This is a genomic window from Pseudomonas sp. FG-3G (genome assembly GCF_901007645.1).
GTDB lineage: Bacteria > Pseudomonadota > Gammaproteobacteria > Pseudomonadales > Pseudomonadaceae > Aquipseudomonas > Aquipseudomonas rhizophila.
Genome location: NZ_CAAKGZ010000025.1, coordinates 261901 through 282794 on the forward strand (window position 1 = coordinate 261901; position 20894 = coordinate 282794).

Here is a 20894-nt window from a genome sequence, read left to right on the forward strand (position 1 = left end):
TGTGGCGAGGGGATTTATCCCCGCTGGGCTGCAAAGCAGCCCCAAAGCAAACCACTCTGTCAGCCTGATATACCTCGGTTGTAGATTTTAGGGTTGCTGCGCAACCCAGCGGGGATAAATCCCCTCGCCACAAGTAATCATCTCGCTAACTGTCAGCGCCCGGTTATCTCACCGCCTCAAACAACCCCGTCGCCCCCATCCCGCCGCCCACGCACATCGTCACGATGCCGTAGCGCAGGCTGCGCCGTTGCAGTTCGCGCACCAGATGGCCGACCTGGCGCGAACCGGTCATGCCGAACGGGTGGCCAATGGAAATCGAACCGCCATTGACGTTGTACTTCTCGTTATCGATTTCCAGCCGGTTACGACTGTAGAGACACTGGGATGCGAAGGCTTCGTTGAGTTCCCACAAGTCGATATCATCGATATGCAAGCCCTTGGCCTTGAGCAGTTTGGGCACCGAAAACACCGGACCGATGCCCATTTCGTCCGGCGCGCAACCGGCCACGGTAAAGCCACGGAAAAACGCCTTGGGCTTGAGTCCCAGGGCCAGGGCTTTTTCCAGGCTCATCACCAGGGTCATCGAAGCCCCGTCGGACAACTGTGACGAGTTGCCTGCCGTCACCGAGCCGTCTTCGGCGAACACCGGCTTCAAGCCCGCCAGACTTTCATAGGTGGTGTCGGGGCGGTTGCAATCGTCGCGATCAACCACGCCGTCGAGAATCTGCACCGCACCGGTGTTCTTGTCCTCGACCTTGTACTTGACCGCCATCGGCACGATCTCGTCGTCGAACAGCCCGGCCGCCTGGGCCTGGGCAGTACGCTGCTGGCTCTGTAAGGCGTAGCGGTCCTGTTCTTCACGGCTGACCTGATAACGGCGGGCGACGATCTCGGCGGTCTGGCCCATGGGGAAATAAATCCCCGGCACTTGCTCCTTGAGCAGCGGGTTGATCAGGTGATCGGTATTGACGCTTTTCATTGTCAGGCTGATGGATTCCACGCCACCGGCAACAATGATCTCGCTGCAACCGGAGGCGATCTGGTTGGCGGCGATGGCGATGGCTTGCAGGCCCGAGGAGCAGAAGCGGTTGAGGGTCATGCCGGCGGTGCCGATGCCCAATTGCGAAAGCACCGCCACGTTACGGCCGATGTTATAGCCCTGGGCGCCCTCGTTCGAACCGGCGCCGACGATGCAGTCCTCGACGCTGGCCGGATCGATCCCGTTGCGCGCCAACAATGCATCGACACAATGAGCCGCCATGTCGTCCGGACGGGTCATGTTGAACTTGCCGCGAAAAGACTTGGCCAGGCCGGTCCGCACGCTGTCGACGATCACCACTTCACGCATGGCTGTACCTCAATTGTTATTGTCGGTTAGGAGTCAATTGAGCATAAATCCACTGCATAACCGACCGCGACGATCATTCACCCCGCGTATGCGTTCCCATCGCCCACTATTTGCCCTTGCTCGCCTTGCGAGCCTGCTTTGCCGAGCGCTCGAAGGCCTCCTCCAGCGCTTCATTAAGCGTGCGCAACACCTTGACCCGCGCCCAGCGCTTGTCGTTGGCCTCCACCAGGGTCCAGGGAGAAATCTCGGTGCTGGTGCGGTCGACCATGTCGCACACCGCCGCCCGGTAGGCATCCCATTTGTCACGGTTGCGCCAGTCGTCCTCGGTGATCTTGAAACGTTTGAAAGGAATTTCCTCGCGTTCCTGGAAGCGCTCCAGTTGAGTCTCCTTGTCGATGGCCAGCCAGAACTTGACGACCACGACTCCGGCGTCGGCAATCTGCTCCTCGAAATCGTTGATCTCGCCGTAGGCCCGCAGCCAGTCGGCCTTGCTGCAAAAACCTTCGACCCGCTCCACCAGCACCCGGCCGTACCAGGAGCGATCGAACACGGTGAACTTGCCCCGCGCCGGGATATGCCGCCAGAACCGCCACATGTAGGGATGGGCGCGCTCTTCCTCGGTGGGTGCGGCAATCGGTACGATGCTGTACTGGCGCGGGTCGAGCGCTGCCGCGACCCGCCGGATCGCCCCACCCTTGCCCGCCGCATCGTTGCCTTCAAACACGGCCACCAGGGCATGGCGGCGCATGCGTTTATCGCGCAACAGGCCGGAAAAACGCGCCTGCTCGGCGATCAGTTGTTCTTCGTAATCGGCCTTGTCCAGACGCAGGGTCATGTCCAGGCTGTCCAGCAGCGTGACCTGGTCGTCCAGCGGCGGCAGTGGCGCCACATTGACCTTTTCCGCTTTGATCCTCGAGCGGTGCAAGGCCTGGCGCATCCCGTCAAGCAGGATCCGTCCGACCGTAAGGCTTCGATAATAACTGTCCATGCCTTCGATCACATGCCACGGGGCGTAGTCTCGACTGGTGCGGCGCAGGACCCGCTCACCGTATTTGACGAACTTGTCGTAGGTCTGGGACTGCTGCCAGTCCAGCGGGCTGATGCGCCAGCTGTGCAGCGGGTCGTCCTTGAGCCCCTTGAGCCGGGCTTTCATCTGTTTCTTGGACAGGTGAAACCAGAACTTGAAGATCAGCGCGCCTTCATCGCAGAGCATTTTCTCCAACCGTTCAGCGCCATTGATGGCCTGGTCGAGTCGTGGGTCCTTGATCTGGCCATGAACGCGCCCCTGCAGCATCTGGCTGTACCAGTTGCCAAAGAAAATCCCCATGCGTCCCTTGGCCGGCAGCATCCGCCAATAACGCCAGGCCGGTGGCCGCGCCAGCTCCTCGTCGGTCTGCTGATCGAAGGTACGCACTTCGATCAGCCGCGGGTCCATCCACTCATTGAGCAATTTCACCGTTTCGCCCTTGCCCGCGCCTTCGATGCCGTTGATCAGCACGATGACCGGAAAACGGCTCTGCTGGTGTAGCTCGTACTGGGCTTCGAGCAACGCTTCACGCAGTGCCGGCACTTCGGCGTCATAGGTGTCTTTATCGACGGCGTGACCGATTTCAGCGGATTCGAACATGGACAGCTCCTTCCAGGGAATGGGGCAAGACTAGCGGATTGGACGCGGGCCGGTGCAGCAGATTCCATCCAGACGAACGCTGTATTGCGATGGGTCAAGCAAGCCCATACCGATCGGCTAGAATGGCCTCCCAGTTTTGACCGAGCCTGCCATGACACCCGTACAGCACCACGCCCAACTCGACTGGGACGATCAGGGTCGCCCGCGCTCGCGGGTGTTCGACGATGTGTATTTTTCCGATCAGTCGGGCCTGGAAGAAACCCGCTATGTGTTCCTTGAACAGAACAACCTGACCGAGCGTTTTGCCGCGCTGCCGGACGACGGGCGGCTGGTGATCGGCGAGACCGGGTTTGGCACCGGGCTGAATTTTCTCTGCGCCTGGCAGTTGTTCGAGCAGTGCGCACCGGCCGGGGCGCGGCTGCATTTTGTCAGTGTCGAGAAATTCCCCTTGAGCCCCCCCGACCTGCGCCGGGCACTGGATTTGTGGCCGCAACTCAAGCTTCAGGCGGATCAATTGCTTGCGCAGTACGTCGCTATCCATCAGGGCTTCCAGCGCCTGACGCTGGCAGGTGGCCGGGTGACCCTGACGTTGTTGATCGGCGACGCCCTGGAGCAATTACCGCAGCTGGATGCGCAAATCGATGCCTGGTTCCTGGACGGTTTCGCGCCGGCGAAAAATCCCGAGATGTGGACCGCCGAGCTGTTTGCCGAACTGGCGCGCTTGGCTGCCCCCGGCGCGACTCTCAGCACCTTCACCAGCACCGGCTGGGTGCGACGGTTATTGAACGCGGCAGGCTTCAAGATGAAGCGCACGCCGGGCATCGGCCATAAATGGGAAATCCTTCGCGGGGTGTTTCTCGGCTGGCCGCAACTGACACCCGCACCGCCCCCGGTAAAACCCTGGTACACCCGCCCCACGGCACACAGCGGCGAGCGTCGGGCCCTGGTGATCGGTGGCGGCCTGGCCGGTTGCGCCAGCGCGTCCAGCCTCGCGGCCCGTGGCTGGCAGGTGACGCTGCTGGAACGGCATGCCGGGTTGGCCGAAGAAGCGTCCGGCAACCCGCAGGGCGTGTTGTATCTCAAGCTTTCGGCCCATGGTACGGCGCTGTCGCAGATGATCCTCAGCGGTTTCGGTTACACCCGGCGCCTGCTCGAACATCTGCAGCGAGGTGTGGACTGGGACGGCTGCGGTGTCTTGCAACTGGCCTTCAGCGCCAAGGAAGCCGAGCGCCAGACGCAATTGTCCGAGGCCTTTGCCGAGGATTTGCTGCACGTCCTGGATCAGTCCCAGGCCGAGGCGCAGTCCGGTATCGGCCTGGCCTGTGGCGGTCTGTTTTACCCGCAAGGCGGTTGGGTCCATCCGCCCGCGCTGTGCCGCTGGCAGGCATCCGCCCCCAAGATTGAGGTGCAAAACCACCATGAAGTCCTCGAGCTGCGCCGCGTCGACGGTCAGTGGCAGGCCTGGGACGGTGAACGTTGCCTGGCCAGCGCACAGGTAGTGATCCTCGCCAGCGCCGCCGAGATCAAACGCTTCGATGCGGCCGCCGACTTGCCCCTCAAGCGCATTCGCGGGCAAATCACCCGCCTGTCGCAAACCACCCACAGCCAGGCACTGCGCACGGTGGTCTGCGCCGAAGGCTACGTGGCTCCGGCCCGGTTGGGCGAGCACACCCTGGGTGCCAGTTTCGATTTCAAGAACGACGACCTGACCCCTACCGCCGCCGAGCACGCCGGCAACCTGCAGCTGCTGGAGCAAATCTCCGCTGATCTGGTGGAACGCCTGGACGCCGGCACCCTGGACCCGGCACACCTTCAGGGCCGCGCAGCGTTCCGTTGCACCAGTCCGGACTATCTGCCGATTGTCGGTCCCTTGGCTGAGAGTCAGGCCTTCACCCAGGCGTACTCGGCGCTGAGCAAGGACGCCCGTCAGGTGCCGGACTGCCCATGCCCCTGGCTCGACGGCTTGTACATCAACAGCGGCCACGGCTCCCGAGGCCTGATCACCGCGCCATTGTCGGGCGAGTTGATTGCCGCCTGGCTGGACAACGAACCTTTGCCCCTGCCCCGAAGCGTGGCCGAGGCCTGCCATCCGAACCGGTTTGCGTTGCGGGCGCTGGTTCGGGGCAAGGCCTAATGCAGATTGCCGGTATGCCACAAAAACCTGTGGGAGCGAGCCTGCTCGCGATTGCACCAGATCATCTGGCATCCAAGTGACTGGCACACCGCGATCGCGAGCAGGCTCGCTCCCACAGGTTGATGTTTTGCCGTGGTTTTTCAGCCGCCCGAGCGCCCCTACTTCAGCTGCTTATAACGCATTGATCTAAAACTCACACCAATCCCACCGGTCAGTTTCAAAGTACCCGCCATTTTGGCGTATGCTGTTTGACCCTCCCCAACGGAAAAACCGGTAAGGACTTATGTGCGGATTAGCTGGAGAGTTACGTTTCGATCAACAACCTGCGGACCTTGCGGCCGTAGAGCGAATCACCCATCACCTGGCTCCTCGCGGCCCCGACGCGTGGGGTTTCCACAGTCAGGGCCCCATTGCCCTGGGCCATCGGCGCCTGAAAATCATGGACCTGTCCGACGGCTCGGCCCAGCCGATGATCGACAATCAACTGGGCCTGTCCCTGGCCTTCAACGGCGCGATCTACAACTACCCTGAATTGCGCGCCGAGCTGGAAGGCCTGGGCTACGCCTTCTATTCCGGTGGCGACACCGAAGTGCTGCTCAAGGGCTACCACGCCTGGGGCGAAGCACTGTTGCCCAAGCTCAACGGCATGTTCGCCTTCGCCATCTGGGAACGCGACGCCAAGCGGCTGTTCATCGCCCGCGACCGCCTCGGTGTCAAACCGCTGTACCTGTCGCGCACCGGCCAGCGCCTGCGCTTTGCCTCGGCGTTGCCGGCGCTGCTCAAGGGCGGCGACATCAGTCCGATGCTCGACCCGGTGGCGCTGAACCATTACCTGAACTTCCATGCCGTGGTCCCGGCTCCTCGCACCCTGCTGGCCGGCGTTGAAAAGCTGCCGCCTGCCACCTGGATGCGGGTCGAAGCCGACGGAACCACCGAGCAGAAAACCTGGTGGACCCTGCCCTACGGTCCCCGGGCCGACGAACAGCACCTGGATCTGCAAGACTGGATCGACCGCGTGCTCGACAGCACCCGTGAAGCGGTCGCCATTCGTCAGCGTGCCGCCGTGGATGTCGGCGTGCTGCTTTCCGGCGGCGTGGACTCCAGCATGCTGGTGGGCCTGCTGCGGGAGGTCGGTGTGGAAAACCTTTCCACATTTTCCATCGGCTTCCAGGATGCCGGTGGCGAGCGCGGTGACGAGTTCCAGTATTCGGACCTGATCGCCAAGCACTACGGCACTCATCACCACCAGTTACGCATCGACGAAAAAGAAATCATCGAGCAACTGCCGGCGGCGTTTCGGGCCATGAGCGAGCCGATGGTCAGTCACGACTGTATCGCCTTCTACCTGCTGTCGCGGGAAGTGTCCAAGCATTGCAAAGTGGTGCAAAGCGGCCAGGGCGCCGATGAGCTATTCGCCGGTTACCACTGGTATCCACAAGTGGACGGCGCCAGTGACCCATACGCGGCCTATCGCGCTGCATTCTTTGATCGCAGCTACGAAGAATATGCCGCTACCGTGCAGCCCAAATGGCTGACGGCCAATGACGCGGCCGGTGATTTCGTCAAGGAACACTTCGCCCAACCGGGCGCCGACGCAGCGGTGGACAAGGCCCTGCGTCTGGACAGCACGGTGATGCTGGTGGACGACCCGGTCAAGCGCGTCGACAACATGACCATGGCCTGGGGCCTGGAAGCGCGCACGCCATTCCTGGATTACCGACTGGTGGAACTCTCGGCACGGGTCCCGGCGAAATTCAAGCTGCCCGACGGCGGCAAACAGGTCCTGAAGGAAGCCGCTCGACGGGTGATCCCCGGCGAGGTCATCGACCGCAAAAAAGGCTATTTCCCTGTACCCGGTCTCAAGCATCTGGAAGGCAACACCTTGGCCTGGGTCCGCGAACTGCTGCTGGACCCGAGCCAGGATCGCGGCCTGTTCAACCCGGCGATGCTTGATCGACTGCTGACCGACCCCAACGGCCAGCTCACCCCGTTGCGCGGCTCAAGGCTGTGGCAACTGGCGGCGCTGAACCTGTGGCTCAGCGAGCAAGGAATCTGATCGATGAAACCCCACAATCAACGCCTGCTGCGGGGCCAGGCGCCCTCCTATGAACGCCTACAGGCGCGATTGGCCGAAGACGGCAGCGAACTGGGCGCCGACCCGATCGCGGTGCACTGCGGGTGGGGCCGATTGCTGATCGGCCACACCTTCCCGGACCCGGCAAGCCTGGCCCAAGAGCTGCTCAATGAGCAATCGGGTGAGCGCGACATTGCCTTGTACGTCGCCGCCCCCCAGCAAATACTCGGGCTGGAACCGGCGCAGCTGTTTCTCGATCCATCCGACACCTTGCGCCTGTGGTTCAGCGACTATCGCCAGGCCACCCGGGTATTTCGCGGTTTCCGGATTCGCCGGGCGCAAAGCGACGCCGACTGGCAGGCGATCAACCTGCTGTATCAGGCCCGGGGCATGTTGCCCATCGATCCGCAACGACTCACGCCGCGCCATGAGGGCGGGCCAGTCTACTGGCTGGCCGAAGATGATGACACCGGCGCGGTGATCGGCAGCGTCATGGGCCTGAATCACCAGAAAGCCTTCAACGACCCGGAAAACGGCAGCAGCCTCTGGTGCCTGGCCGTGGATCCGCAGTGCTCGCGGCCCGGTGTCGGGGAGGTCCTGGTGCGCCACCTCATCGAGCACTTCATGAGCCGGGGCCTGAGTTACCTGGACCTTTCGGTGCTGCACGACAATCGCCTGGCGAAAAGTCTCTACGCCAAGCTCGGGTTCCGTAATCTTTCGACGTTCGCCATCAAACGCAAGAACTGCATCAATCAGCCGTTGTTCCTGGGGCCGGGCCCCGAGGCGCAGTTCAATCCTTATGCGCGCATCATTGTCGAAGAGGCTCACCGCCGGGGCATCGAAGTCCAGGTGGACGACGCCGAAGGTGGATTGTTTACCCTGGTCCACGGCAGCCGCCGGATCAGGTGCCGTGAATCCCTCAGCGACCTGACCAGCGCTATCAGCATGACCCTGTGCCAGAACAAAAGCCTGACCCACAAGGTGCTGAAAAACGCCGGCTTGAACTTGCCGGCGCAACAGTTGGCAGGCAACGCCGATGACAACCTGGCCTTTCTCGATGAGCACGAACGGGTGGTGGTCAAGCCACTGGACGGTGAACAGGGCCAGGGTGTGGCGGTGGATCTGCGCACGATTGAAGAGGTGCAGAGCGCCATTGAAACGGCCCGCCAGTTTGACAGCCGGGTGCTGCTGGAGAGCTTCCACGAGGGCCTGGACCTGCGCGTGCTGGTGATTGGTTTTGAAGTGGTGGCAGCGGCGATCCGGCGACCAGCGGAGGTGATCGGCGACGGTCGGCACACCATCGGCGCGCTGATCGAAGCCCAGAGCCGCCGCCGACAAGCGGCCACGGGAGGTGAAAGCAAGATTCCCATGGACGCCGAGACGCAACGCACATTGAGCGCGGCAGGTTATGACTACGACAGTGTGCTGCCCGCCGGCAAACACCTGTTCGTACGGCGTACGGCGAACCTTCATACGGGCGGCGTGCTGGAAGATGTCACGGGCATCCTCCATCCGACCCTGAGCGAAGCTGCGGTACGCGCCGCGCGGGCCCTGGATATTCCCATGGTTGGCCTCGACCTGTTGGTGCCGGCGGCCGATCAGCCCGAATACGTGTTCATCGAAGCCAACGAACGCGCCGGCCTGGCCAACCACGAACCGCAACCCACTGCCGAACGCTTTGTGGATTTGTTGTTTCCCCATAGTCAGGCGGTGGCCCAATAGAGGTGTAGTGCCTGGGCGGGCCTCATCGCGAGCAGGCTCGCTCCCACCCGGGGGTATGCACCGCCGCAGAAACCTTGTGGGAGCGAACCTGTTCGCGATGGCGGCTTGAAGGACACCAACCTTTCATAGGTCAGAGACATTCCCTTCCTCATCGAAACCATCGATGCGCTCAACTCATCAGGAGTTTCCATGATCAGCAAAATTCCCGAACCGGATCTCGAATACCTGCAAAAAGTCCTGCTGGAAATGCTCGCCATTCCCAGCCCCACCGGCTTCACCGACACCATCGTGCGCTACGTCGCCGAGCGGCTCGAAGAGTTGGGTATCGAGTTTGAAATGACCCGGCGCGGCACGATCCGCGCCACCCTCAAGGGCCGCAAGAGCAGCCCCGATCGGGCCGTGTCGGCTCACCTGGACACCATCGGCGCCTCGGTGCGTGCCATCAAGGAAAACGGGCGCCTGACCCTGGCTCCGGTGGGTTGCTGGTCCAGCCGCTTTGCCGAGGGCAGTCGCGTCAGCCTGTTTACGGACACGGGGGTGATCCGAGGCAGCGTACTGCCGCTGATGGCGTCCGGGCATGCATTCAACACCGCCGTGGACGAAATGCCCATCAGTTGGGATCACATCGAACTGCGCCTGGACGCCTACTGCACCACCCGCGCCGATTGCGAAACACTGGGGGTGGGCATTGGCGACTATGTGGCGTTCGATCCTTTGCCGGAGTTCACCGAGAGTGGCCATATCAGTGCTCGGCACCTGGACGATAAAGCCGGGGTCGCGGCGCTGCTGGCGGCGCTCAAGGCGATTGTCGACAGTGGCGAAGAACTGCTGATCGACTGCCACCCGCTGTTCACGATTACCGAAGAAACCGGCAGCGGCGCGGCGGCTGCACTGCCTTGGGATGTCAGCGAGTTCGTCGGCATCGACATCGCGCCGGTCGCACCGGGCCAGCACTCGAGCGAACACGCGGTGAGCGTGGCGATGCAGGATTCCGGGGGCCCTTACGACTATCACCTGTCACGGCACTTGCTGAAGCTGGCCAGGGAAAACGAACTGCCGGCGCGCCGCGACCTGTTCCGTTATTACTTCAGCGATGCCCATTCCGCTGTCACCGCCGGCCACGATATCCGCACCGCCCTGCTGGCCTTCGGCTGCGACGCCACCCATGGCTACGAACGCACCCACATCGACAGCCTGGCCGCCCTGAGCCGCCTGCTGGGCGCCTACATCCTCAGCCCACCGGTATTCGCCAGCGACGCCCAACCGGCCCAGGGTTCGCTGGACCGCTTCAGCCATCAGCTCGAACACGATGCGCAGATGGAAAGCGATACCCGGGTGCCGTCGGTGGATAGTTTGATTGGGCAGCGGTCGGATAACTGAGCACAGTTCCAGAATCTCAGTGCCCGTCATGACGCCATCGCGAGCAGGCTCGCTCCCACAAGGAGACCTTCGTGAGCATAAAGTTCGTGCCCGACGCAGGCCCACTGTGGGAGCGAGCCTGCTCGCGATAGCGCCGCAACAGACACCGCAAGCCCCAAGCCAGGCTAGCCGCAAAAGCCCTTTGGTCGTAGCATCGCGACATTGTCTAGCCGAGGTACCCCATGCTGATCCCTTACGACCAACTCGAAGTCGACACGCTCACTCGCCTGATCGAAGATTTCGTGACCCGCGACGGCACCGACAATGGCGATGACACGCCGCTGGAGACCCGCGTATTGCGGGTCCGGCAGGCCTTGACCAAAGGCCAGGCGATGATCGTCTTCGACCCGGAAAGCGAACAGTGCCAGTTGATGCTCAAGCACGACGTGCCCAAGCATCTATTCGACTGAGCAGACCTTGCGACTGGCCAGGGCCCTTTTTTTCTGAATCTTTTCGTATATCTCGGAGCGATGAACGTCGATGTGCCGTGGCGCTTCCACGCCAAAACGAACAGTGGTGCCGTTGACCGAGAGCACTCGGACGGAAATATCATCACCGATGGAAATCAGTTCACCCACAGCGCGGCTAAGTACGAGCATGGTTCTTGTCCTTAAGAATATCTGGACCTTGACCATGCCCGCCCCGCCTGAGGTTCTCAAGCCACCTTCAAGAATTCAGTAACGCCCTACAAGCAACACTCTGGCAACTGAAGGAAACGTCCTGCAAAACCCTGTCAGCTAGCGGGCTTATTCAAGAGGCGGAAAACCGCGGACCGAACAGAATCACACTCGCCCCCAACACGCAGAGCGCCACCCCCACCCAGTCGGAAGTCAGCGGCCGCGCTCGCTCCACCACGGCCAGCCAGCCGATCGAGGCGATGATATAGATACCGCCATAAGCGGCGTAGGCACGACCGGCGTAGGTCGCTTCGATGCGGGTCAGCAACAGGGCGAACAGCGTAAGACTCAACAGGGCCGGCACAATCCACCAGGCGCTCTTGCCCTGGCGTAGCCACATCCAGAACGCGTAACAGCCGGCGATTTCAAACAGCGCGGCGAGAAAGAACCAAAAATAGTTGAGCATGTGAGCGTCCATCAGGAGGGCCGAATGCGGCCATCCTGAGGACGCCGGACACTCAGGTCAACTCGGGTTCTGTCGAGCCTTGGCGCGCATCTTGTCGGCCATGACGGTCATTTCGTCGTACAGCAATTGCGGATTCTTCTGCTTGATGGCCCAGGCCATGCGCCCTTGCTCGTGGGGCAGGATCATGAACTGGCCCTGGGCGACCTGTTCATAGATGTAATCGGCAATCTCGGCAGCGCTAATCGGCGAGCTTTCCAGCAACTTGCCAACCTGGGCTTTCATCGCCGGAGTCGGGCCGCGGAAGGAGTCCAGCAGGTTGGTCTGGAAAAACGACGGGCACACCACATGCACACCGATTTCCTGCTGTGCCAGCTCGATCAACAGGCTTTCCGACAGCGCCACCACGCCAGCCTTGGCCACGTTGTAGTTGCTCATGGCCGGGCCTTGCATCAGGGCGGCCATGGAGGCGATGTTGATGATCTTACCGCGGCTTTTTTCCAGCAACGGCAAGAACGCCTTGCAACCCTTGACCACGCCCATCAGGTTGATCGCGATCTGCCAGTCCCAATCCTCCAGGGACAGTTCACTGAAGAACCCACCCGAGGCCACACCGGCATTGTTGACGATGATGTCGATGCCACCGAGCTTCTCTTCGCAGGCCTGGGCAAACGCCGTCAGTTGGCTGTAGTCGCGCACGTCGCAGCGCTGGACAAAACCGTCGCCGCCCGCGTCACGCACCAGCCTGAGGGTTTCCTGAAGGCCCGGCTCACTGACATCCGACAAGGCCAGGCGCCAGCCTTCGCGGGCCCAGCGCAGCGCGATTTCGCGACCCAGGCCAGAACCGGCACCGGTAATCATCATGCGATTTTGCATAGGAAACAGCCTTGTTGTTCCGGGAGAGATGCGCCGAGTGTAGCGAAGGACCCCGCCGCACCCACGCTCCATCAGAGTGCTGAATGGCGAGGGCAAACCTTAATAGGTTTTGAGGGGAACAACCCAGTGGAACCGCCTGCGGGAGCAAAGCTTGCTCACGATCGGCGCGACGCAGTTCTGGAAGATGGTGTCGTTTGCAGCGCGAGCCCGCTTTGCTCCCGAAGACGGGTTCTTTCACGCCTCAAAAAGACTTTGAATTTTTTACAGGACGTTACGGTCGTACTTATTAAGCCGCCCGGATTTAACGCATGCGTGCTGGTAGTTGAAAGTTGCATCACTCCAGAACTGACCAATAAGGAAATCAACAATGGGCACAATACTCATCATTATCCTGATCCTCCTGCTGATCGGTGGCCTGCCGGTCTTCCCGCACTCTAGAAGTTGGGGTTACGGTCCGTCCGGAATCATCGGTGTCGTACTGGTAGTGCTGTTGATCCTGCTATTACTGGGCAAGATATGAACCACTAAGTGACAAAAAAAAGAGGCCCGTTAAGGCCTCTTTTTTATGGGCGGAACTTCTCAGTCTGGAACACCATGTGTCACGCCGGCAGTGTTATCCAGCAGGCTCTTGGTGGCGGTTTGCAGAAACGCCTCCAGCTTGAGTTTCATTTCGGCAGCCTGCGGCGCGTCGGAAATGACATCCGCGCGTGGCTGAGTACCCAGTTGGTAGCGATACAGCTTCGGCGCCATCTCCTTTTCCCTTGGCAGTACCAGAATTTTGTCGTCGCGGATGATCGCCGTGGTCTGATCACTGCCCGACGGTTTGATCACGCCAAATCCGCTGTCGCCTGGCGGCAGGTTCAACAGATCGCGGCCCCAGCACTGGTTACGCACTTGCCCGCCGATCCGGCCCATGATGGTCGGGACGATATCGACCTGCGTGCCCACGGTGTGGTTGCGCTGGCCGAACTTTTCCTGGATACCCGGGCCGATCAACAGCATCGGTACGTTGAAACGGCCCAAGTCCATTTCGGTAATCTGGCGCTCGTTACCAAAGCCGTGGTCTCCGACGATGACAAACAGCGTCTCCTTGAAATAAGGCTCCTTGCGGGCCTTTTCGAAGAACTGACCCAAGGCCCAATCGGAATAACGCATGGCAGTCAGGTGCGCATTCAGGCTGCCACGGTCAGTGACCGGTTCCACCGGCAACGGTGTCGGCAGCGCATACGGCGTGTGGTTGGACAGGGTCTGCAGCAACGCATAGAACGGTTTGCCGTTTTCCCGTGCCTTGAGTTCGATCAGGCTGCGGTCGAACATATCCTGGTCGGACACGCCCCAGGTGGGGTCGGAGAACACCGGGTTCACATAATCATTGCGCCCGATGAACGTGGTCATACCTTGGCCGCTGAAGAAACCCGACTGGTTGTCCCAGGCGAAATCACCGTTGTAGACATACACGTCGTCGTAGTTGCGGGCACTGAGCAGTTGCGGCAGCCCCGAAAACTTGTGGCTGCCTTCAGGTGTCTGCATCAGGTACTCGAAGCCCGGCAGGTTCGGGAAGCAGGCCATGGTGGCGAACATGCCCTGATGGGTGTGGGTACCATTGGAGAAGAAGCGGTCAAACAGCAGACCTTCCTTGGAAAGTTTGTCCAGATAAGGCGTGATATTGCCCGGCGCGCCCAGGGCGCCTACCGAGTGCCCCGCCATGCTTTCCATGAGAATCACTACCACGTTCTTGATCGGCAAAGTCTTGTCGGCCGGTGGCGTGTAGTCGCGACGTACGGCGGCGGTGTCTGCATCGACCAGTTTGTCGTCGGGCATCACCAGCATGTCCCGCACCGTCTGCTGGGCCAGCGGTTGCTCGAGGGTGGCTTTCCAGATGTTGTCGCGGTGTTCGGACATCCGGCTCTTGGCCGCGGCCACCAGTGACAACGTGCCATTAAGGCCCAACTGGTTGGCAAAGTTCGAATCGGTGGTGTAGACGTCACCCCAGCGCAGCGGCGGCCCCTGGCGCAAGGTGCCCCGGGCGGCGCCCACGGCCACGACCAAGCAGACCATGAACACCGCGACACGCCCGTACCACGGAGCCACCTGGCGTGTGCCAATGGTGCCGCCACTGAACGGCCCGCGCGGTCGAGTCGCGCGGTCGGCGCCCTTGAACGCCATCGTGAGGATCAGCGTGCCCACGACCCACGCCAACAGGTAGCGCACCACCGGGAACCCATACCAGAGCATGCTCATCACGGTTTTCGGGTCTTCCTGCACATACTGGAAGACCAGGCCGTTGAGACGCTGGTGAAACTCGCGGTAGAAGTCCATCTCCATCAGACCGAGGAACAGCGCGATGCTGGCGGTCACGGTCAGCCAGAAACGAAAAAAACCACGAGCCGCCATGGCCCGCGCGCTGAACAAGGCCAGCAGCAGCGGAATACACAGATAGACCACCAGACGCAGGTCAAAACGCAGACCGTTGACGAACGCCTCGACGAAGGTCGAGGCCGGGGTGTCGAGGATCATTTCGCGGTTGTAGACCAGTAGCGCAACGCGCAACAGGCTGAACATGATCATCATGACCAGGGCACAGAGCAACGTGTAGGCCAGGTGAGATTTGACGGTCGGTTGCAGCAGGCGATGCGTGGTGCGTTGCTGACTCAGGGCGTCCGGGATTGCCATGTCGTGTAAGGACCTAATGGGGTTGAGGGCGAATAGAACAACGGCGCGTCCTATGCCGACCATCACCCGGGTCCCTGGGTCTGCGCGAGTGCGCGAGCGTTGAATGAATGGCTGAGCATCGCCATTCATTCACCGACGGCAACAGGCGCCCGGGATTGTCCGCAAGGTCCTGTGAAAAATTTGTTCAATAGCTATTAGTAAACACAAAAAACTCCGGATTGCCCGATGAGTCTGTGTCGAACCTCTCTGTGGTCAGGGGATATAACCCCCGCCACAGCTTGTGAGTCCTGATCAGTCGTTGCTTGGCTTGTTGATCGCCTGCAAGACGTACTGCGGCATGGCGAACGCGCCGATGTGAACTTCAGGGTTGTAGTAGCGGGTAACAACGCCGCTGCCAATGAAGCGCTCACGCAGGGTCTCGCGGGTCAGCTTGCGATAGCCAGTATCCGTCGAGCCCCAGGCGAAAGTCATGGCGCCACCAATGTAGGTCGGCACGGCGGCCTGGTAGAAATGCCAGTCGGCAAACAGGCCACGCAGACGCCCGGCAGTGGTTTGTACTTCGCCCAGTTGCATGAACGGCGTGCCGTTCTGGGTCACCAGAATGCCGCCTTCGTTCAGGCAGCGATGACAGGCCTGGTAGAAGTTTTCCGAAAACAGCACTTCACCCGGGCCGATCGGGTCGGTGGAGTCGGAGATGATGACGTCGAACTTCTCCTGGGTGGTGGAGACGAAACGCATGCCGTCATCGATCACCAGGTTCAGGCGCGGGTCGTCGTAGGCGCCCTTGGAGTGGTTGGGCAGGAACGCCTTGCACATGTCCACCACGGTGCCGTCGATTTCCACCATGGTGATGTGCTCAACGCCCAGGTGCTTGGTCACTTCACGCAACATGCCGCCGTCGCCACCGCCGATGATCAGCACGCGTTTGGCCGCGCCGTGGGCGAGGATCGGTACATGGGTCAGCATTTCGTGGTAGATGAATTCATCGGCTTCGGTGGTCTGGATCACGCCATCCAGCGCCATCACCCGGCCCATGCGCGGGTTCTCGAAAATCACCAGGTGCTGGTGCTCGGTGCGCACTTCGTGCAGCAGCTTGTCCATCCGAAAACGCTGGCCGTAGCCTTCGTAGAGGGTTTCCAGGTAGTCGCCGGTCGGGGTAGTCGTCATGGTCAGGTGCTCCGATAAATACGCGGTTGGCCGGTGAAGGCTCGCAAAGGCGCGCATTCTACGACGCCGGGCATGACAGGTCGAACCTTGAACTCATCACCGGCCAAACTGCGTAGCAGCTGTCGAGCCCAGCCGGGGCGAGCCGGTTCGCCACAGGCTGGTCTCTCTTAGTGGAATTGACGCCCCAACCCCGCCGGAACGCCTTCGATGGTGGTTTCTTCCCACGGCCCGTTCGGGCTGATGGAGCGGCTCCAGCCGTTGCTCCAGCGGTAATAGGTGCGCTGGCGATAGAAGGTGTTGGTGTGGTTGTCCAGCACATAGACCCCAAGTTTGGCGTCCCAGTGGCTATTGCCGCCGGGTGGTGGGGCGAAGCTGGCGGAAGTACGAGGCAACGGCTTGGCCGGTGTGTTCGGCGTGACGGGCTTGCTTGGGGCGGTCGACGGCCCCGGCTTGGTGGCCGGGCCTGAAGACGGGATGGGAGGCAGCGGCGCCGACGGCTGCGGCGGACGCTGGACCGCACAAGCACTCAGGCCCAGGACGAGCGTGAGCAGGGTGATACGAGCGATGGCGGTCATGGTGCGAATTCCTGTTATTTATCCGGGCTGTCGATAGTCAGTTGTTGCTGCGCCGTGGTGCTGCTCGCCAGAGGCTTGCTGCGGCCGATCCATTCACCGGCGGTCGGTTGACCGGCCCGGGAAATGCGCGCCACCAGTTGGACTTCAGGGAAGTTCGACAGTTTCAGTTGCGGCATCATGGCGTCCGCGTCGCCCAGTTCCACGGTAACAGGCAGATCAGCGACGGTCAGGCGCTTGGCCGCCAGCGGCGCCGGCGGGCCGGAAGCGGCGCGGGCAAAGATGAACACGCTGTCGCCCGGCTGCACCTTGGCCTTGAGCGCTGGCGCCAGCTCGACGCGCACCTTGAGCAATGCCGCAGCCTTGCTCACTGGCGCTTGGGCGACCTTGCCGCCGCTGGCCTCAAGCTTCTCGGTGGCGCGGTTGATACCGCCCTGCAGCGCCTCACGGGACTTGTCGCCTTCCGGCAGTTGCGCGAGCAGGCGGCCCCAATAATCAATGGCTTGCTGATAGCGCTCGCCTTCGAACGCGGCGATTCCCAGCAGGCCCAGGCTGGTGACTTCCTTGGGATCGAGCTTGAGCGCTTCGTCGGTCAGGGCCTGGACCTTGTCCGACCATTTCTTGCCATCGGCGAAATACTGCGCCTGAGCCCATTGCCCGAGCAGCTCGGGTTGCCGGCCGGCCACCACCACGGTGCGCTCGAAGATCTTCGCCGCATCCGCCGGTCGGTCCTGGGCCATGTAGGTGCGACCGAGGAAATACAAGCCCTCGGCGTTATCCGGTTGCGCGGCCACTGCGCGCTCCAGGCGCAGGGTCATTTCTTCCATCGACTGCGGTGCCTGGGCGAACTCACGGGTCAGCTCGACCTTGTCGCTGGCGCCGAAATGCAGATACAACCCCAGGCCCAACACCGGCACCAGCACGGCGGCGAGTAACGGCAACGGTTTCCCCAAGCGAGACTCGCGCGGCGCATCGGCACCTTCGGTGTCGGCGAGCAGTTCACGCGCGGCTTCGGCGCGGCCGGTGTCCAGTTGCGCGGCGTTCAGCACGCCCTCTTCCTGCTCGGCCTGCAACTCGGCGACACGCTCCTGGTACAGCGCCACGTTGAGCGCGGTGCGGTCCTCTTCGCGCTGGGCGCGGCGACCGCGCAATACAGGGATCAACAGAAAACTCAGGGCAACCAGGAGAAGCAGACCTGCGGCGAGCCAAAAATCAATCATGCTTGGTTTTATCCAACAGTTGGTCGAGGCGCTGGCGCTCTTCGACAGAAAGCGTGTCCGGGGCAGCCGTGCGCTGGACCCGGCGGCGGCGCACAATCACCGCGATGACAACGAAACCACCGAGCAACAAGCCGGCGGGGCCAAACCAGAGCAGCGCGGTCTTGGAGGTCAAGGCCGGGTTGTAGCGTACGAACTCCCCGTAGCGGTCCACCATGAAATCGATGATCTGCTGGTTGTCCTTGCCTTCGCCGAGCATGCGGAAAATTTCCTTGCGCAGGTCGGCGGCAATCGGTGCGTTGGAATCGGCGATGTCCTGGTTCTGACACTTGGGGCAGCGCAGCTCCTTGGTCAATTCACGAAACCGCTCGCGCTCGCCCTCGTTGGCGAATTCATAGGTATCGATGGCGGCGTGGGCCACGCCAGCCAGGCTCACCCCGAGGATGAGGGCTGCTAACCAGCGCTTCATGGCTTGGCCTCGTCGACCAGCGCCTGATACTTGGCGGCCAGCTTCTCGCGCCAGACCTGTTCGTCGATCACGCCGACGAACTTGTCGCGGATGACACCCTTGGCGTCGATGAAAAAAGTTTCCGGCGCCCCGTAGACGCCCAGGTTCAGGCCCAGGGAGCCCTCTTCATCGCGGATATCCAGTTGATACGGGTTGTGGAATTCGGCCAGCCACTTCAAGGCATCGGCGTTGACGTCCTTGTAATTGACGCCGTAGATCACCACGCCGTTCTGGGCCAGTTTGTTCAATACCGGATGTTCAACCCGGCAGGAAATGCACCAGGTGCCCCAGACATTGACCAGTGCCGGTTTACCCAACAGGTCCGCCCGCGTCAGTGTCTTGTCGCCCTGCACCGACGGCAGGGAAAACTCAGGGAACGGCTTGCCGATCATCGCCGAGGGCAATTCGGCCGGGTTCAGGTAGAGCCCCCGGTACAAAAACACCGCCATCAACAAAAACAGCGCCAGCGGCAACAGCATCAACCAACGTTTCATGCAGGGGCTCCCGTCATGCCCAGGGTTTCACGCACCCGGGTTTTTACCTTGACCCGATAACGACGATCCAAGGCCGCCAGCACGCCACCCAGGCCGGTCAGCAAGCCGCCGAACCAGATCCAGCGCACGAACGGCTTGACGTGGACCCGCACAGCCCACGCGCCATCGCCCAGGGACTCACCCAGCGCTACGTAGAGGTCGCGGGTGAAACCGGCATCGATCCCGGCTTCGGTCATCACCGAATTCTGCACGGTATAGAGGCGCTTTTCCGGATGCAGCACGGTCACTTCCTGGCCGTCGCGGAGCACCCGCACGGTGCCTTTGTCCGAAGTGAAGTTCGGGCCTTCGTAATGTTTGGCACCCTCGAAGACAAACTGATAGCCACCCAGATCCATGGACTCTCCGGGCGCCAGGCGCAGGTCGCGCTCGGCGCTGTTCTGGCTGGACAGCACCACGCCCAAGGCACAGACCGCGATACCCAGGTGGGCGAGCTGCATGCCCCAGTAGCTGCGGGTCAGGGTTGGCAGGCCCTTGATCAAGCCCTTGTGGCGGGTCTTGTCGAAGATATCCCTGACCCCGGCCAGCAACACCCAGGCCGCCAGCACGAAGGTCGCCAGCACCGCCCAGTTGAAATCGCCATACGCGATCCCGGCGATGACGGCCAGGGCAGCAGTGCCCAGCAGCACGGGCGTCAGCATGCCCATCAGCCATTTGACCGGTGTGTCTTTCCAGCGCACCAGCATGCCGACAGCCATCACCACCATCAGGATCGCCATCAGCGGAATGAACAGAGCATTGAAGTACGGCGGGCCGACCGACAGCTTGGCGCCGGTCAGCGCGTCGAGCACCAACGGGTACAGCGTGCCCAGCAGGATCATCGACGCGGCAACCACCAGCACCAGGTTGTTGCCCAGCAGCAGGGTTTCCCGGGACCAGAGGTTGAAGCCGACCTGGCTTTTCACCACCGGTGCGCGCACAGCGAACAGCGTCAGCGAGCCGCCGACCACGAACAGCAGGAACATCAGGATGAACACGCCACGCTCAGGGTCAGAGGCAAAGGCATGCACCGAAGTCAGTACGCCGGAACGCACCAGGAAGGTTCCCAGCAGGCTCAGGGAGAATGCGGCGATGGCCAGCAGCACGGTCCAGCTCTTGAACACGCCACGTTTTTCTGTGACGGCCAGGGAGTGGATCAGCGCGGTGCCCACCAGCCAGGGCATGAAGGAGGCGTTTTCCACCGGGTCCCAGAACCACCAGCCACCCCAGCCCAGTTCGTAGTAGGCCCACCACGAACCCAGGGTGATGCCAATGCCCAGGAAGGCCCAGGCGACGATGGTCCAGGGACGCGACCAGCGCGCCCAGGCGGCATCGAGACGACCGCCCAGCAACGCGGCGATGGCGAAGGCGAAGGCCACGGAGAATCCAACGTAGCCCATGTAGAGCATCGGCGGGTGAACGATCAGGCCGATGTCCTGCAGCAACGGATTGAGGTCGCGACCGTCCATCGGCACCTGGGGCAGGATGCGCTCGAACGGATTGGAGGTAACGATCAGGAACAACAGGAAACCGATGCTGATCATCCCCATCACCGCCAGCACCCGGGCCAGCATTACCTGGGGCAACTGCCGGGAGAACACCGAGACCGCGAAGGTCCAGCCGGCGAGGATCAACGCCCAGAGCAACAGAGACCCTTCATGGGCGCCCCACACCGCGCTGAACTTGTAGTACCAAGGCAAGGCGCTGTTGGAGTTACCGGCAACGTAGGCCACGGAGAAATCATCAGCCATGAACGCGTAGGTCAGGCAACCGAAGGCGAACAACATGAAGGCGAACTGCCCCCAAGCCGCCGGCTGGGCCAGGCTCATCCACAAACGATCGCCACGCCAGGCACCGAGTAAAGGCACCACCGCCTGAACGATGGAGAAACACAAGGCCAGGATCATCGCCAGGTGACCCAGCTCGGGAATAAACAGACCGGTCATC

At 61.8% G+C, this 20894-nt stretch carries 18 protein-coding genes; 6 read left to right on the top strand and 12 right to left on the bottom strand.

What is annotated here, in order from left to right; all coding sequences use genetic code 11:
* Nucleotides 1-163: 163 nt before the first annotated feature.
* On the bottom strand, nt 164-1348 hold the full coding sequence (locus tag PSEUDOMOFG3G_RS18480) for a thiolase family protein (RefSeq protein ID WP_139050802.1): 1185 nt from the start codon (nt 1346-1348) through the stop codon (nt 164-166).
* 106 nt (nt 1349-1454) lie between these two features.
* A complete protein-coding gene (gene pap, locus PSEUDOMOFG3G_RS18485; protein WP_047226290.1) occupies nt 1455-2975 on the bottom strand; it encodes a polyphosphate:AMP phosphotransferase in 1521 nt (506 codons plus the stop codon).
* Between the two features lie 151 nt (nt 2976-3126).
* Here pap and mnmC point away from each other — a divergent pair, with 151 nt between their 5' ends.
* The 5 genes from mnmC (at nt 3127) to PSEUDOMOFG3G_RS18510 (ending at nt 10734) form a co-directional block, all read left to right on the top strand.
* Nucleotides 3127-5109, top strand: coding sequence for a bifunctional tRNA (5-methylaminomethyl-2-thiouridine)(34)-methyltransferase MnmD/FAD-dependent 5-carboxymethylaminomethyl-2-thiouridine(34) oxidoreductase MnmC (mnmC, locus tag PSEUDOMOFG3G_RS18490; RefSeq protein WP_139050803.1), 1983 nt, complete (start codon nt 3127-3129; stop codon nt 5107-5109).
* A gap of 283 nt (nt 5110-5392) precedes the next feature.
* Complete coding sequence (locus PSEUDOMOFG3G_RS18495; RefSeq protein WP_139050804.1) at nt 5393-7165, top strand: N-acetylglutaminylglutamine amidotransferase; 1773 nt, start codon at nt 5393-5395, stop codon at nt 7163-7165.
* Nucleotides 7166-7168: 3 nt separating this feature from the next.
* Nucleotides 7169-8905 carry an N-acetylglutaminylglutamine synthetase gene (gene ngg, locus PSEUDOMOFG3G_RS18500; protein ID WP_139050805.1) on the top strand — a complete coding sequence of 579 codons (1737 nt, stop codon included), beginning with the start codon at nt 7169-7171 and terminating at the stop codon, nt 8903-8905.
* 189 nt (nt 8906-9094) lie between these two features.
* A complete protein-coding gene (locus PSEUDOMOFG3G_RS18505) occupies nt 9095-10285 on the top strand; it encodes an osmoprotectant NAGGN system M42 family peptidase (RefSeq protein WP_139050806.1) in 1191 nt (396 codons plus the stop codon).
* 221 nt (nt 10286-10506) lie between these two features.
* Entirely contained in the window at nt 10507-10734 is a 228-nt protein-coding gene (locus tag PSEUDOMOFG3G_RS18510) for a YheU family protein (RefSeq protein WP_047226285.1), read from the top strand.
* Here PSEUDOMOFG3G_RS18510 and csrA read toward each other — a convergent pair.
* From csrA to PSEUDOMOFG3G_RS18525, 3 genes are all read right to left on the bottom strand, one after another.
* On the bottom strand, nt 10723-10923 hold the full coding sequence (gene csrA / locus PSEUDOMOFG3G_RS18515) for a carbon storage regulator CsrA (protein WP_047226284.1): 201 nt from the start codon (nt 10921-10923) through the stop codon (nt 10723-10725). The two genes, PSEUDOMOFG3G_RS18510 and csrA, sit on opposite strands and share 12 nt — an antisense overlap.
* Nucleotides 10924-11074: 151 nt before the next feature.
* A complete protein-coding gene (locus tag PSEUDOMOFG3G_RS18520; protein WP_139050807.1) occupies nt 11075-11407 on the bottom strand; it encodes a YnfA family protein in 333 nt (110 codons plus the stop codon).
* 57 nt (nt 11408-11464) lie between these two features.
* The gene (locus tag PSEUDOMOFG3G_RS18525; RefSeq protein WP_076385809.1) at nt 11465-12280 is read right to left on the bottom strand and encodes an SDR family oxidoreductase; all 816 of its coding nucleotides are present in this window, start codon (nt 12278-12280) and stop codon (nt 11465-11467) included.
* 367 nt (nt 12281-12647) lie between these two features.
* Between PSEUDOMOFG3G_RS18525 and PSEUDOMOFG3G_RS18530 the strand changes: the two genes are divergently transcribed.
* The gene (locus PSEUDOMOFG3G_RS18530) at nt 12648-12800 is read left to right on the top strand and encodes a DUF3309 family protein (protein ID WP_018606531.1); all 153 of its coding nucleotides are present in this window, start codon (nt 12648-12650) and stop codon (nt 12798-12800) included.
* 59 nt (nt 12801-12859) lie between these two features.
* Here the strand turns inward: PSEUDOMOFG3G_RS18530 and PSEUDOMOFG3G_RS18535 are convergent, their stop codons facing one another.
* The 7 genes from PSEUDOMOFG3G_RS18535 to PSEUDOMOFG3G_RS18565 form a co-directional block, all read right to left on the bottom strand.
* Nucleotides 12860-14953: an LTA synthase family protein gene (locus PSEUDOMOFG3G_RS18535; RefSeq protein WP_139050808.1), complete on the bottom strand. Its 2094-nt coding sequence runs from the start codon at nt 14951-14953 to the stop codon at nt 12860-12862.
* Between the two features lie 291 nt (nt 14954-15244).
* Entirely contained in the window at nt 15245-16120 is an 876-nt protein-coding gene (speE, locus tag PSEUDOMOFG3G_RS18540; protein ID WP_139050809.1) for a polyamine aminopropyltransferase, read from the bottom strand.
* A gap of 167 nt (nt 16121-16287) precedes the next feature.
* Nucleotides 16288-16695, bottom strand: coding sequence for a lipoprotein (locus PSEUDOMOFG3G_RS18545; protein WP_047226279.1), 408 nt, complete (start codon nt 16693-16695; stop codon nt 16288-16290).
* A 14-nt stretch (nt 16696-16709) separates the two neighbouring features.
* Nucleotides 16710-17912 (bottom strand): c-type cytochrome biogenesis protein CcmI, encoded by a 1203-nt coding sequence (ccmI, locus tag PSEUDOMOFG3G_RS18550; protein WP_047226278.1) that lies wholly within the window; start codon nt 17910-17912, stop codon nt 16710-16712.
* A complete protein-coding gene (locus PSEUDOMOFG3G_RS18555) occupies nt 17905-18378 on the bottom strand; it encodes a cytochrome c-type biogenesis protein (RefSeq protein ID WP_139050810.1) in 474 nt (157 codons plus the stop codon). The genes ccmI and PSEUDOMOFG3G_RS18555 overlap by 8 nt, the downstream gene beginning before the upstream one ends.
* The gene (locus PSEUDOMOFG3G_RS18560) at nt 18375-18911 is read right to left on the bottom strand and encodes a DsbE family thiol:disulfide interchange protein (protein WP_047226276.1); all 537 of its coding nucleotides are present in this window, start codon (nt 18909-18911) and stop codon (nt 18375-18377) included. Before PSEUDOMOFG3G_RS18560 ends, PSEUDOMOFG3G_RS18555 begins: the two co-directional genes overlap by 4 nt.
* Nucleotides 18908-20893: a heme lyase CcmF/NrfE family subunit gene (locus PSEUDOMOFG3G_RS18565; RefSeq protein WP_047226275.1), complete on the bottom strand. Its 1986-nt coding sequence runs from the start codon at nt 20891-20893 to the stop codon at nt 18908-18910. The genes PSEUDOMOFG3G_RS18560 and PSEUDOMOFG3G_RS18565 overlap by 4 nt, the downstream gene beginning before the upstream one ends.
* Nucleotide 20894: the final 1 nt, after the last annotated feature.